Consider the following 14,120-nt stretch of genomic DNA (forward strand, 5'->3'; position numbering starts at 1 on the left):
AGAGAAAAATGAAAATACGAATAAGATACTTCTCCTTCCTACAAGATTATACCGGGAAGGACTTTGAAGAAGTCGAAACTGAATGTAAAACTGTTGATTGCTTGATCTCTCAACTCTCCTCTATTTATGGTGAGGATTTTTATAAAGTTGTTAAAAACGGATTAGGAAGTATTAAGGTAAGTATACTAGTAAATGGAAAGAACTCAGAAGTAATCAATGACGGGGATGAAGTGGCTTTTTTGCCTCCCCCAGCAGGAGGGGAATTGCTTTTATCCTCTAGGTTTGATCTTCTTGAAGAAATACGGAAGTTTAGACAAAAGGCTCCCTCCGAGGCGGGCTCATTAGTAGTCTATTTAGGAATTGTTAAAGGCATAGTTGAAGGGCATAAAGTGTATGAACTTCGTTATCAAGCTTATGAGGAATACACAAAGAGGAGATTTAGTGAAATTATAGAGGAAATGAAAAAGAAATACAATGATTTAATTGACTTAAGGATTCTACATGTTATTGATAACACTAAGCCCGGAGATAACGTGTTACTTATCATGGCATTAGGAAAAGGGAGAAAAGATGCTATCAATGCAGTTGAAGAGACATTAGAACTTGTAAAACATACTACGGGAATTTGGAAATTGGAAATAAGAGATGATGGAGAGTTTTGGGTAGTTGCAGGAAATACAAGAGTGAAAAAAGATGATAAAACCAGTAGGACTTAGTATTGCTGGTATTGATACGGGAAATGGAGCAGGTGCGGAGACTGACATAAAAGTATATGAGATTCTAGGAGTTCATGGAGTACTTGCACCTACTGCTATAACTGCACAAAATACTAAAGGAATTAAAGGGATATTAACTATAGAAAGAAATTTTTTTAAGAAACAATTAGTAACAATCCTAGAAGACTTTGATATAAAAAGTGTTAAGATAGGGATGATATATAATAAAGACCAATATGAAATTGTAAATGAGTACCTAAAAGACAAAACAATAGTAACAGATCCTGTGTTGTTTGCGAAAGACGGGACTCAACTTATTAAAGACCTGGAGGAATATCAGAAATTAATTCTGCAAATTTCAACAGTGATAACACCTAATGCAGTTGAGGCCTCATATTTTGCCCAAATAAAGATAGAAAGCATTGAAGATGCAAAAAAGGCAAGTAAAATAATTGCACAGAAATATGGAATTCCATTTGTTATTATAAAAGGTGGTCATTTACAAGGAAAGTATAGCATCGATATATTATACAAGGCAAACGAGGATTCATTTCTAAGCATAGGATATGAAAGACTATATCAAAAACATACTCACGGTACTGGAAGCGTCTTTTCAACTGCAATTTCAGCGGAACTAGTAAAAGGAAATAATATTGAAGGGGCTTTCAGGATAGCAAGAGATCTACTTCAAGTTTCAATTCAGTATGGATTAGAAGTAGGGAAAGGTATAGGACCAATAGATCCTCTGACTTATTTAGAGAAAGACGCATATAAATATAAAGTAATAGAAGATATGAATAATTTCTCTATGTTTGTTGAACAAACTCCAAACTTTTACAAGCTAATACCAGAAGTTCAATCAAATCTAGCGCATTCAATACCCCCAACATACGTTAAAGATTTGAATGATATAGCAACTTTCAAAAACAGAATTATAAAGAACTGGGACAATAAAGTAAAAGTAGGTTTCCCGGTAACATTCGGTAAGCCTACACATACTGCGAGACTTCTCTTAGCTATAATAACTAAAGGGATAAATGCAGATACGTTAATAAATATTCGATTTGATGAAAAAATAATAAATCTTCTTAACTCTTATGGATTAGATATGATAGAAGTTAATAGGGAATTGGAGCCAGAAAAAGAAACAGAAGGAAAAAGTATGCAGTGGCTTATAGATTATGTATACGAAATGAAAGGAAAAATTCCTAATGTGATCTTTGATAGAGGGATGAAAGGAAAAGAAGCTATGATAAGGATCTGGACTAATGGAATAGGCTCAATGATCGATATATTAGAATATGTATGTAAAAATTTAAGTTAAGAACTCCCTTTTCGATTCATGAACCTAGAAAAAGCAATAGTTGGATCAAAAAACTTGGTAAGAACTGGTTGGATGCAAAAAGGTATTCCTCCATCGATTGGAGAGACAGTATCACAGCACTGTTGGGAAGCCGGAGTTTTAGCATACTATCTTGGAAATAAACTTAAGGAAAAAGGAGTTAATGTAAACCCAGAGAGAGCTTCTGCCATTGCGTTATTTCATGATGTTGGTGAAAGTATTTTAGGCGATTTACCAAAATGGGCTTCAGATAGAATATCCCAAAAAGAAGAAGTAGAATTAGATGCAATAAAAGAATTGGGCTTAGATGTAAATTTATTTATTGAATATAAGGAACTAAAGACCATTGAGGGAAAAATAGCAAAATTATGTGATAGACTATCAACTTATTTACAAGCTATTAGATACTCAAAATTGGGTTTTGACGTAAGTGAAATAATTAGAACTTATGAAAATGAAATAAACGAATTCTTGAAAGACGAAAAACTTAAGCTCATCTCTGACGAAGTCATTAAGTTAAAAAAGAATATAAATGAAAAGTAGAATTTTCTTTTGATAAGAAATGAAATTGGGCCCAGGTAAAAAAGCTCCGGATGAAGTTAACGTAGTCATAGAAATTCCATTAGGATCGAACATAAAGTATGAATATGACGAAGAAGAAGGAATTGTAAAAGTAGATAGAGTTCTTTACACTTCAATGGTATATCCATTTAACTATGGATTCGTACCCGGTACGCTTGAGGAAGATGGAGATCCAATAGATGTTCTTGTAATAACCGATTATACATTGTTCCCTGGAACTGTTATTGAAGCAAGACCAATAGGAATACTTTATATGAGAGATGAAGAAGGAGAAGATGCTAAAATAATTGCAGTACCAAAAGACAAGACAGACCCCACATACTCAAATATAAAAGACATAATTGATTTGCCACAGGCAATAAAAAACAAGATCAACCATTTCTTTGAGCATTACAAGGAATTAGAACCAGGTAAATGGGTTAAGGTGTCAGGCTGGGGAGGAGTTAGTGAGGCAAAAGCAAGAATAAATGAAGCCATTAAAAGGGCAAATTCAAAATGATTTTTTATGAGATTCTTCTTCTTATTTTCACTATAATACCGATAACTTGGAATTTTCTGCAAGTGTATTATCTTTTGAGATCTAATAGCATTAAACTGAAGAATGAGAATTCTAAGGTACATAAAAGCTTTAGTTTTATTGTAGCAGAAAAAAATGAAAGAGAAGAAACAATTAACCAACTTCTTAAGAATCTTCTTAATTTAGATTATGATAATTATGAAATAATTATTGTTTCTGATGATCCACCAGAAACATTTAAGAAGAAATACGAAAAATACGAAAACTTACGAAGAGTAAGAATACTAAATAGAACAAATCCTAAGGGAAAGAAAGCTGGCGCACTGAATTACGGTGTTTCTATAGCAAAAAATGAATATCTAGTTTTTCTTGATGCAGATGGAAGAGTTGATAAAGACTTTTTGAAAAGACTATCAGAATATAATTTCGAGATCTTAGCTCTAAGAATAAAGATCTATAATGCACAAACCCCCGTTCAAAAATATTATAAAGAATTCACAGAAAAAGTGATGGATTCATTATTTAAGGCTAGATATTATTTAGGGTTACCAATTTTCCCAAACGGATCGGCATTGTGTATTAAAAAAGATACGTTAATTAGATTAGGAGGTTGGAAAGAAAACTTAATAACAGAGGATCTGGAACTAGGAATTAGAGCTTTCCTTAAGGGGTACAAGATAAGATATGCTGATGATATAATAGTATATTCTTTGGCTCCTTTTACTTTAAATGATTTGTATTCTCAAATTCAAAGATGGTCTTACGGGTCAGCCCAGTTATTCTTTTCGTCATTAAAAATGATAAGAAAAGGAGTAAAAGGTATTGAAGGGTTTCTTTATTCACAACAATGGGGAATTTATGGACTTTTTGTGGTTATTATTTCGGTGTTTTCAGCGCTTAATTTTATCCTTAAAATCCCCCCACTAGTTTACCTCTTATGTCTTACACTCTATGGCTTCTCTCTCGGTTTATATAGTATAGTCTTCAGAGCCAAAATAGATGATATTAAATTACCAATAGTTCTATTAAATGCATCAATTTCTGGTTATATTAAAGGGCTTTTTAGACTTCCATTTTCATGGAGAATTACACCAAAAACAAAAGAAGAAGAGATAAAGGAAGAAGAAAAAATAAGTATTGTAGAGCCAATTCTCTTACTTTTTTCATTTATAAACATATTGCAAGGCGAATTATTGACTTCATTAATTTTACTATTTATAGGAATCATGGAATCTGTTGCTTAACACCGGCCAACGTTTGTACCTCTCTGAATGCTTCGTTAGGTCTGTTGCTGTATTTAATAATATACTTCTTAAGTAATTTGTAACTTTCTTTACTTTGTACTATTGGTCTAGCTGATGCTAACAATCTTAAATAATCAGCTCTTCTTTGTATCTCAGCTTTCACTTCATCAAAGCTTTTACCAGCCTCTTGAGTTCTAGCCTTCAATACATACATAGCATCAAAATCTAATATGTGTGTGTCGGTATTCGGATCCCATCTGACTGTTCTTCTTAGATCATTATAAGATACAATTTCATCTATCGCAACAGCTCTTCTTCTTAATAATATTTTATCTCCAATATATACTGGTAACCTTCTCACAGTTACAATAATATTCATCATCGGAATCCATTCTCTAGGTATGTTTAATGGTTCATTCATTAGTCTTTGTACTGCACTTTCACTATCATATGCGTGAAAAGTCGTAGCTCCACCGTGACCAGTAGAGATTGCTTGGAATAGAACGTAAGCCTCTTGACCTCTAATTTCACCGACTACTATTATATCGGGTCTGTATCTTAACGCGAGTTTCAACAGATCCATTAAAGTGATCTCTTTACCCATTCCGCCATATGCAGGTCTTGCATATAATTGTACCCAGTTATCTTGAGCTAATCTCATTTCTGGTATATCCTCAATCGTCAAAATTTTCATTGATTCTTTGACAAGGTTTAAAATAGATCCTAGAACAGTCGTTTTACCGGCACCAGTTACTCCAATAACCATAAATGATAATTTCATGTCAATTGAGTACCATAAGTATGCGGCAGCTTCTGGAGATAGAACTTTGGAGTTTATTAAATCTAATATTGTTATGGGGTTCTCTGAAAATCTTCTAATAACGAACGAAGAACCATTTGCAGAAACTTCTTTTCTAAAAGTTGCAGCTATTCTATCGCCTTTAGGTAATATTCCGTCCATTATCGGATTGGCTACAGATATTGTCTTATTTGATAGCGAAATAAAACGTAGAACTAATTCATCTAGTAATACCTCTCCGTCGATATTGTTACCAAACATATTCATATTTTTAGTAAATATTATGTTTGTCGGAGTATATTCAAATTCTCTATGATAAACATATATTGGTAAATTGATTCCACTAACTGATATATCCTCTATCTTATTATCCAACAATAAAGGAGTAATTATATTATAGCCGAACATATTTCTTAGGGTATAGTATAATGCAACCCTAAATGCCGTTGATAATTGCCTTAAGTTACCAATTCTGCCTTGAAATACATTTAGGTCTGCCCTCTTTACGCTCAGTTCATCTAAGATCTTGCCTAGCTCCACATAATCTACGTTACTAAGCAAATTTCTTTCTATTTCTGATATTAAAGTTAAATAGATATTGAATGTATTTATATCTAATGGAGGTTCAACTAAGTTATACCTATATATTCCTTTTTCTTCATCATATGTTATAAATACATGTGGTTTAGCTATTGAAAGCTCTATCCCGTACTTTTCAAAATCTTTAGCAATAAACTCAGGAATAACTTGAGCTAAATCGATATCATAATCAGATTTGACTTCTGCCTGCATCGAAGAGAGACTAACATATAAAGGATAAAGCGAATAAGGAAGAGAATTATCAATTGTATTGCTAGTTACCTTAGAAGAAGTTTTCTTTTGAAGTTTTAACGGAATATTGAGTTTAAATTTCATTGATTAATCACCTCTATTTTAGTTAATGCTCTATATAAATCTTTATAATGAAGGAGCAACTGTGGTACCAAATGAGAACTTTATAGATAGAGATACCAATACCAATATTGCAGTTATAACCATTAATAATCCGGCATGAAGATAACCGTTGGCAATCCTACCAGAAGCTAACTTACCTACTAATAATCCAGCAGTAAAAGCGTTAAATACTGAAGACAAGCCAGCAATGTAAACTGCTCTTGGAACCAGAGCTTGAGCTGCAGCAAGAGGACCATAGCTGGTGATAAAACTACTAGAATTCAATAAAGAAATTATGGCCGAAGATAATATTACTGTAGCAATTAATGCTAGAATAGATCCAACATAAGGCATTGCAATCAATACTTTTATTTTTGAATAATACTCTCTCCTTATTCTCACTTGAGTATCTATTTGATCAGCAAGAATTTCAACTGATTCAGGGGTCAGACTTCCCACTTCTACCATATCTGCTAAAGAGGAGAAAGCTATCCTTGTTGGGAAGTCTAAAATTATCTCTGAGGCTTTTTTAAAGGCATCTTTTATTGGAATGCCTAATCTCGTATATGCGTATACTCTTTTTAGAATTATCTGAAGCTTGCCTAACTCTTTAGAATCTTTCAAGTTATAGATAACTGTCTCTGGAGAGAGACCAGCCCTTATGCCTTCTCCTATAGCTCTCAAAAATCTGGCTACGTAAATATCATATCCAGTCCCAGTAGCAAGTTCTCTTTTTGCGATAATATAAGGCGGTATTGCTGCAATTAATAATCCTGCAGTAAGGCCTATAACAGTAGCTGGAATATAGCTTAAGTTCCCAGACAACGTAAATAAACCTATTATCATGTACTGTGGGGCTACTGGTGTTTGATGAGTAACTCTTGCTATAATTGGCTCTAGTATAACCATTAAGATAATCCCTATTATAATCCCTACCGGGAATAACATCAAGAATATTTTATCAGCCCTTAATGGTTTTTCGGGGAATTTATATTGGGTTTGATCGACAACCCAAACGAATAATATGTTAACTACTGGAATTCCTATTACCGCAAATGCTCCTAACATACCTATTGGCATTACGTGCAGTTGTGGGAAAACAGCCTCTAAAATTAATATAAGGAAGAATGATATAAATCCAGAAGATAACCAGGTTACATAGCCTTCACCAACTCCAGATAAATTATCAGCAGCCCTTGAGGCAGCAAGCTCTATTTCTTTCAATACATCCTTTATTTTTGTTTCCATTGTTTCAAATACTGGTGCACCAGTTCTAATTGCAGTAATATAGGTAGTCATTAGGTCATCATAAAGTTTTGAAGGAACAATTTTAATAGATTCATCAATAGCTCTTTCTACTGACTCTCCCAAATAATTAATTCTTTTGACTATGTACTTTGAAACATTATTTATATGCGTAAAAGCAGTAGTTTTAGCTAAATTTTCAAAAAGTAACCTAGTAGATAATCCGCTCCTTAAGAAAACAAGAAATAAAGCAGAGAAAGCTGGAGTCTCTGACTCTATTCCAAGTTTCCTGTTATCCACTTTTTGAGAAACACCAGATATCAAGACTAAATAAGTTACCACTGGTATTATTATTCCAAAGAGTAGTCCCATTATTCCTACTATCGCAAACTTTGTAGATTTTGTTATCTCATAATCCCTAAACATTAAAATACCAAGTGCTACTAGCATCGCTCCAACAATAATACCTACCAACAAAAAGAAGAAAATTCTTGATGCATACATTCTAGGATCATCAGATAGTCCAGCTTGCTTGAGTTTCTTTTCCAAAGACTTAGCTAATCCGTCGATTATAGAAGATTTGTAAAATATTAAATCAAACTGTGATAAATTCTGTTTATATTCCTTCTGTTTTTTCTTCTTAGTAGTAGAAATTAATGCCATATGAATACGATTAATTCAAGGAGATATAAACTTTTATCTTGCATGAATTTCAATTATATCACCATCTTCTAATACGTAGTCTGCTCCAACTTTTTGACCTGGAAACTTCACTGATTTTCCCCAAACTCTTGCGTACTTAAAATTATCTGCCAATTCATTATGCAATTTTTTCGCTATCTCAAGAACTGTAGTCCCCCTTTTTACTGTTAAAGGTTCGGATGTAGGTTTTTCTCCAGGTTCCTTGGTATATACTCTTATGACATCGAGAGACTTGAATAATGCTTCTTTCAATCTTTCAATATCATTAATATTAACAACTGGTATATCAGGTAGTTCAAATGGTTCAACCGTAGCAACTACACCTAATTTATAAACTGCAGTCTCAAAGACCTCCTTTTCAATATCGTCTAAACTTACTTCACCTATAATTTTAACTAATGCACTTTTTATTCCAAAGCTCTCGAGATAGTTTTTAACCTCATTTTCATTTGTATCGATAAGTTTACCTAAGACTACTATTCTAATGCCAGCCCTGCCATACCTGCTTCTATCAATAGTAATTTTTCCACGAGGTTTCCTTAGATAAACTCCGTTATTCACTAAAAAATCTTTGATGTTCATGAATTCTTCCTTATTTTTAACCACAATAAGTACAGAATCAGCATTTTTTACTAGTCCTACAATTCTCCCTATCAAAGCTTTGGCTTCAAATATTATTGGAGGAGGATTAACCAACTGTATGTTAACGTCATTATACTGCATCATTCCAGGGATTGGGAGGTCTTTGGGATCTGTCTTTACATTGGTTAAAATTTTCATTAATCTATTTCTTAATTCGTTGTTACCTATTAGTACAATCTGACCAGCTCCTTCTTTTACTACAAAAAACTGTAAACCTTTGCCCAATGATGAAGATTTTCTTCTCTCTAATTGAGCTTCCTCTTTGAGCTCAGCTAATCGTCTCTTTGCCCAATAAACTAAATTTTCTGTACCTTTGTGTTTAGGAATTGCGCTAAGGAATTCTTGTAACGCTTTTATCTTTTCCTCACTAGTCTTAGCATCCATATATTTAAGCCATTTAGCTTTAGCCTCTGCAGGTAAGTTAGTTACCATTTTCTAATATAATAATTAGGGGCTATACTTTGTAAAATTTTCCACGTCCTTCTGATGATAGGTGGAGGAGGAGAGTTACTTTCATACAGTTTCTCAATCCAGTTTACTGTTCTAGGATCTGCAGGATAACCACTACCAAAATCACCATATTTAGTTTTTAACTCATCAATTATTTTGTCTCTCACTACTTTAGCTATAACACTAGCAGCACTCACTTCCACGAAATTAACATCAGCGTTTGTAACAACGTTTGGTTCTGACCCTACCCTAATTATTTCCTCTTCAACTTCTATTGCATTTCCTACTTTATCTACTGTTATCTTTGAAGGTTTAAAAACGCTAAGAGCATTAATAATCTTTATCATCGCTTCGTACGTAAGTTCGTTTAGATTTTCCTTATCTATATCTTCTGGTAAAACCTTAACAACAACAAAACCTTCAGCAAGAGAAGCTATTGTACTGATTAACTTTTCTCTCCTACTTCTAGTTAATTGCTTGCTATCTTTAACACCCATATTTTTAAGAGCTTGTAATTTAGTGTGATCAACAGCAACTCCTGCCACTACCATAGGACCTATAAGAGAACCTCGTCCTGCCTCATCAATTCCGACGACAATCATATCCTAACCGATATAACTAGTTTAGCAAATTTTTTACCGTTTTTCATGGTCTCATCTTGATAACTCTCAACAACTTTTACGTCCTTCATCATTGAACTGAAATTGGATACTAGGCGTTTTGCCGTTGTTTTGTTTATAAAATAATAATCTACGCCTTCCTTTCCTTCTATAATATCTGATAAACCATCTATTATATCATCCGTAAAAAATGACTCAAACACTGTTTTCTTTTTTGTGTCTATAGAACCCTCTTTAAATCTTAACTGAACTATTGCTTCAAAATATTTTGTTTTCTTTTTTAAGCATGATGGACATACTGCCTTTTCAATATTAATATCCACTACTTTAGACATAGAAAAATCCTTTCCTTTTATTTTACCAGAGACGTCAATTGTAACAAAAGTATGTCCATTAACATCTTTCCATATGTTATTAATTTGATAATTTATTTCATCAATATTAGAATCAATTTCAATCTTTCTCCCTATCTCTCTATATATTATGGACTCTAAAGGAGTTAAAGTAGTATCTTTGCTTCTTATCCACTTGCCATTTACCCATTCCGCCCCACATAATTTACAATACTTTCCTTTAATACTCTGTGGAAGCTCGACTAAACTTTTAGTTTTTATATAACAATCTACGCACAACGAACCAATAAATTCTCCTTCCTCTTTTCCACATAAAACACAAAACTTCCTAGCCATTATCTCTCACATATTGTATAGCTGTGCAAATTTTACTCCTTGAACCAAAATTACTCCTTCCTCTTTTATTAAACCTCTTCTTATAGCTTCTTCAACAATCTTGTTTCCAATCATACTAATTACACTTGCTTCCTCAAGTAAAGAGAAAGCATAATCTATAGGTACTTCTTGACCTTCATAAAAATCTCTGTCTACTGTAAGCTTTATATCTCCTTCTCTGAACGTTTTATCTATTAATTCTGGTTCACATATGTTCACAAAAACGTATCCTTCCTTCCTTATTACATTTAGACTTACTTTCATCTTAATCACAATGGCTTGACTGGTGTTTTTGCGCCACAAGCCAAGCAATAGATATACCAAGATTTCTTCTCCTTTATCAGAACTGTATCAAGACTCTTACAGGTACTGCATTGTACGTAAGTTCGTATAAATCTATCCATAATTTTATTTATAGAAGCCGAAGAGAATTTACCTTGAATGACTAATTGTCCGTTTTCATCTATGTTACCTGGAGCAGCTAGCTCTTTTAATAAGAACTTCATGCAAAGCTTATCTTCTCTTCTCAACCTATCACAATACTCGCTGAAATTCTTTATTATTGTTGTATTTCCTATAGATAGGATTATCAAATTAGGTAGAACTTGACCACTAACTTTTTGAGTTCTTTCAGGTAACTTAGCGTAAAGCCTTTCAAGAAGTTTTATGTACTGTTCCTCTGTTGCCACAATTAATCTTAAGAATTTGAGGTATAAATTAGTTGTGATTATACGTGAAAGTTTACATTGAGACTTATGGTTGTGCCTTAAACAGAGGAGATTCTTACATTATGATGACTTTACTCAAAGATAAGGGGCACGAAATCACGGAAGATTATTCTGAAGCAGACGTTGTAGTATTGAACACTTGTGCTGTAAGATTAGAAACTGAAGAGAGAATGAAGCAGAGAATAAAAGAACTAAGAAAGCTGGGGAAAAAACTTGTAATAGCAGGTTGTTTAGCTAGTTCAGAGCCAGCTTTAGTGATGAGTCTTGCGCCAGAAAGTAGTATAATTGGAGCTCAGAGTGTTGATAAAATAGTAGACATTGTAGAATCTAAGGAAAGAAAAATATTTCTTGAAGATAGTAAAGATCTTATTACTCCAAGAGTCTTTGAAGGAAAGGTTGCAATAATACCAATTGCTGATGGCTGTGCTGGAGATTGTAATTTTTGTATAACAAAACTTGCAAGGAAAAAACTAAGGAGTTATCCGCCTAGAAACGTAGTTAATGCCGTAAAAGAAGCAGTAAGCAAAGGTGCAGTTGAAATAGAATTAACCGGACAAGATACTGCAGCTTACGGTCTTGATATTAATTTTAAACTGTCAGAATTAGTTAAAGAAATTCTTGATATTGAAGGAAATTACATGTTAAGAATAGGAATGATGACACCAGAACAAGCCATGAGGGATATTGATAACATAGTAGAAGTGTTAAAAGATAGAAAAGTGTATAAATTTATACATTTACCCGTGCAAAGTGGAGATGATAGAGTATTAAAATTAATGAATAGAAAATATACTATTGATGAATATAAGCAACTAGTGAGAGAAATAAGGCAAAAAGTACCAATAGTCAATATTACTACGGATATAATAATTGGACATCCTGGAGAAGATGAGGAAGCTTTCAATAACACTTTGGAATTGATAAAAGAACTGAAATTTGAAAGAATACACATGGCAATGTACTCCTTGAGACCAAATACTAAGAGTGCTTTAATGGAACAAGTCCCAGACCCAATAAAAAAAGAAAGAATGAGGATAGCTAACAAGGTCTACGAGGATGTGGCATATTCGATACATTCTGAATACGTAAATACGACATCTTTAGTTTTAACAACTGAGAGAGGGAAAAAAGGTTCTATAATAGGAAGAACAATTAACTATATACCAGTAGTAATAAGGGACTATGATAGACTAGGAGACTGGATAAATGTTAGAATTACAGAAGCTTCGTTTTTTGACTTGAAAGGGCAAATAATTCAATCATAAGAAAAATAAAAATGCATAAAGATTTAAAATAGTTAAAGTAAAGTGATTTGTATGGATGTCTATATTGTTTCAGCTGTAAGGACTCCAATAGGAAAATTTGGAGGAGTGTTTAAGGATATTTCTCCAGTAGATTTAGGATCAATAGCTATAAAAGAAGCTTTAAGAAGGGCAAACGTAGAACCATCAAGGGTGGATATTAGTATAATGGGTAACATTCTTAGAGGCGGTCATGGACAAGATTTAGCTAGACAAGCTGCAGTAAAAGCTGGAATTCCCATGGAAGTTGAAGGATACTGCGTTGACATGGTTTGCTCTTCTGGAATGATCAGCACGATAAATGCCACACAAATGATAAAGAGTGGTGATGCCGATATAGTGGTCTCCGGTGGAATGGAAAGTATGAGTCAGGCAATGTTAGCGATTAAAAGCGAAACAAGGTGGGGTGTAAAGATGCTATTAGGCAGAAAATTAGAATTCATAGACACTATGCTAATGGATGGACTTATAGACCCGTTTAATATGAAACTTATGGGTCAAGAGGCTGATATGGTAGCTAAAGCCCACAACTTTACCAGAAGGGAACTAGATGAAGTAGCCTATGAAAGCCATAAAAGAGCTGCAGAGGCCACGGATAAAGGCTATTTTTTGAAAGAAATCGTACCGATAAAAATGGGAGAAAAAGAAATCATACAAGATGAAGGAATAAGAAAAGATACTTCAATAGAGAAATTATCACAATTAAAACCTGCATTTACACAAGATGGTTTTCATACAGCTGGAAATTCTTCACAAATATCTGATGGTGCATCAGCATTAGTATTAATGAGTGAAAAAGCCGTTAAGGAATATAACGTAGAGCCTATAGCAAAAGTCCTAGGATATAGCTGGGTTGGAATTGAAAGCTGGAGATTCACTGAAGCACCGATATTTGCAGTGAAAAAATTACTTCAGAAATTAAACATGGATATTTCGCAATTTGATTATTTCGAGAACAATGAAGCCTTTGCTGTAAACAGTGTTCTTTATAACAGATATTTAGGTGTATCGTATGATAAACTTAACGTATTTGGAGGTGCAATAGCGTTAGGGCATCCAATAGGTGCAAGCGGGGCAAGAATAATTACAACATTAATTAATGTATTATCTACTATGGGAGGAAAAAGAGGGATTGCTAGTATTTGCCATGGAACTGGTGGAAGTACCGCAATTGCTATCGAGTTATTAAGACCTCTATAACTTTTTAGGTATAAAAAACAATATGTGAAATGGTGGCTAATTGATTGGCAAAAAAGAAAACAAATGAACAGCCTTCTGTAAGGGAAGTGCCAAAGCCGGAAGAAGGAGAAATTATTTGCGTAGTAAAGAAAATGCTTGGAGCTGAACACGTTCAAGTTATATGTCTAGATGGAAAAGAAAGACTAGGTAGAATACCAGGTAAGATGAGAAAAAAGATGTGGGTTAAAGAAGGAGACGTTGTACTTGCTGCCCCTTGGGATTTTCAGCCTAACAAATGTGATATTGTATATAAATACACTGAAAGTGAAGTTAGAAGACTAGAACAAGAGCAAGTAGTTTCAGCTGATATTATAGAGCAATTAAGAGGATGA

At 33.6% G+C, this 14,120-nt stretch carries 15 protein-coding genes; 8 read left to right on the forward strand and 7 right to left on the reverse strand.

Annotated elements, in window-relative coordinates:
* Positions 1-8: 8 nt before the first annotated feature.
* From AC3OCB_RS09065 to AC3OCB_RS09085, 5 genes are read left to right on the forward strand one after another with little or no spacing between them, the layout of a single operon-like run.
* Positions 9-716: a MoaD family protein gene (locus tag AC3OCB_RS09065; RefSeq protein ID WP_498342109.1), complete on the forward strand. Its 708-nt coding sequence runs from the start codon at positions 9-11 to the stop codon at positions 714-716.
* A complete protein-coding gene (gene thiD / locus AC3OCB_RS09070; RefSeq protein ID WP_498342110.1) occupies positions 694-2,040 on the forward strand; it encodes a bifunctional hydroxymethylpyrimidine kinase/phosphomethylpyrimidine kinase in 1,347 nt (448 codons plus the stop codon). The genes AC3OCB_RS09065 and thiD overlap by 23 nt, the downstream gene beginning before the upstream one ends.
* 18 nt (positions 2,041-2,058) lie before the next feature.
* The gene (locus AC3OCB_RS09075) at positions 2,059-2,601 is read left to right on the forward strand and encodes an HD domain-containing protein (protein WP_498342112.1); all 543 of its coding nucleotides are present in this window, start codon (positions 2,059-2,061) and stop codon (positions 2,599-2,601) included.
* 19 nt (positions 2,602-2,620) lie between these two features.
* On the forward strand, positions 2,621-3,139 hold the full coding sequence (gene ppa / locus AC3OCB_RS09080) for an inorganic diphosphatase (protein ID WP_498342113.1): 519 nt from the start codon (positions 2,621-2,623) through the stop codon (positions 3,137-3,139).
* Complete coding sequence (locus tag AC3OCB_RS09085; RefSeq protein ID WP_498342114.1) at positions 3,136-4,401, forward strand: glycosyltransferase family 2 protein; 1,266 nt, start codon at positions 3,136-3,138, stop codon at positions 4,399-4,401. Before ppa ends, AC3OCB_RS09085 begins: the two co-directional genes overlap by 4 nt.
* Here the strand turns inward: AC3OCB_RS09085 and AC3OCB_RS09090 are convergent.
* The 7 genes from AC3OCB_RS09090 to AC3OCB_RS09120 are packed head-to-tail and all read right to left on the reverse strand — an operon-like array spanning position 4,382 to position 11,209.
* The gene (locus tag AC3OCB_RS09090; RefSeq protein WP_498342115.1) at positions 4,382-6,115 is read right to left on the reverse strand and encodes a type II/IV secretion system ATPase subunit; all 1,734 of its coding nucleotides are present in this window, start codon (positions 6,113-6,115) and stop codon (positions 4,382-4,384) included. The two genes, AC3OCB_RS09085 and AC3OCB_RS09090, sit on opposite strands and share 20 nt — an antisense overlap.
* A 42-nt stretch (positions 6,116-6,157) precedes the next feature.
* Positions 6,158-8,041: a type II secretion system F family protein gene (locus AC3OCB_RS09095; RefSeq protein ID WP_498342117.1), complete on the reverse strand. Its 1,884-nt coding sequence runs from the start codon at positions 8,039-8,041 to the stop codon at positions 6,158-6,160.
* A 33-nt stretch (positions 8,042-8,074) separates the two neighbouring features.
* On the reverse strand, positions 8,075-9,154 hold the full coding sequence (locus tag AC3OCB_RS09100; RefSeq protein ID WP_498342119.1) for a TGS domain-containing protein: 1,080 nt from the start codon (positions 9,152-9,154) through the stop codon (positions 8,075-8,077).
* Positions 9,148-9,774: a ribonuclease HII gene (gene rnhB / locus AC3OCB_RS09105; protein ID WP_498342120.1), complete on the reverse strand. Its 627-nt coding sequence runs from the start codon at positions 9,772-9,774 to the stop codon at positions 9,148-9,150. The genes AC3OCB_RS09100 and rnhB overlap by 7 nt, the downstream gene beginning before the upstream one ends.
* Positions 9,771-10,481, reverse strand: a complete 711-nt coding sequence (locus tag AC3OCB_RS09110) for a 60S ribosomal export protein NMD3 (RefSeq protein WP_498342121.1) — start codon at positions 10,479-10,481, stop codon at positions 9,771-9,773. Before AC3OCB_RS09110 ends, rnhB begins: the two co-directional genes overlap by 4 nt.
* Positions 10,482-10,487: 6 nt before the next feature.
* Positions 10,488-10,784 carry a DUF424 domain-containing protein gene (locus tag AC3OCB_RS09115; protein ID WP_498342122.1) on the reverse strand — a complete coding sequence of 99 codons (297 nt, stop codon included), beginning with the start codon at positions 10,782-10,784 and terminating at the stop codon, positions 10,488-10,490.
* Positions 10,785-10,789: 5 nt separating this feature from the next.
* A complete protein-coding gene (locus tag AC3OCB_RS09120; RefSeq protein WP_498342123.1) occupies positions 10,790-11,209 on the reverse strand; it encodes a translation initiation factor IF-2 subunit beta in 420 nt (139 codons plus the stop codon).
* Between the two features lie 101 nt (positions 11,210-11,310).
* Between AC3OCB_RS09120 and AC3OCB_RS09125 the strand changes: the two genes are divergently transcribed.
* From AC3OCB_RS09125 to AC3OCB_RS09135, 3 genes are read left to right on the forward strand one after another with little or no spacing between them, the layout of a single operon-like run.
* Positions 11,311-12,513: a tRNA (N(6)-L-threonylcarbamoyladenosine(37)-C(2))-methylthiotransferase gene (locus AC3OCB_RS09125; protein ID WP_498342371.1), complete on the forward strand. Its 1,203-nt coding sequence runs from the start codon at positions 11,311-11,313 to the stop codon at positions 12,511-12,513.
* 51 nt (positions 12,514-12,564) lie between these two features.
* Positions 12,565-13,749 carry a thiolase family protein gene (locus tag AC3OCB_RS09130; RefSeq protein WP_498342124.1) on the forward strand — a complete coding sequence of 395 codons (1,185 nt, stop codon included), beginning with the start codon at positions 12,565-12,567 and terminating at the stop codon, positions 13,747-13,749.
* A 44-nt stretch (positions 13,750-13,793) separates the two neighbouring features.
* Positions 13,794-14,120 carry a translation initiation factor aIF-1A gene (locus AC3OCB_RS09135; RefSeq protein ID WP_498342125.1) on the forward strand — a complete coding sequence of 109 codons (327 nt, stop codon included), beginning with the start codon at positions 13,794-13,796 and terminating at the stop codon, positions 14,118-14,120.

It is taken from the genome of Sulfurisphaera sp. (genome assembly GCF_059755235.1).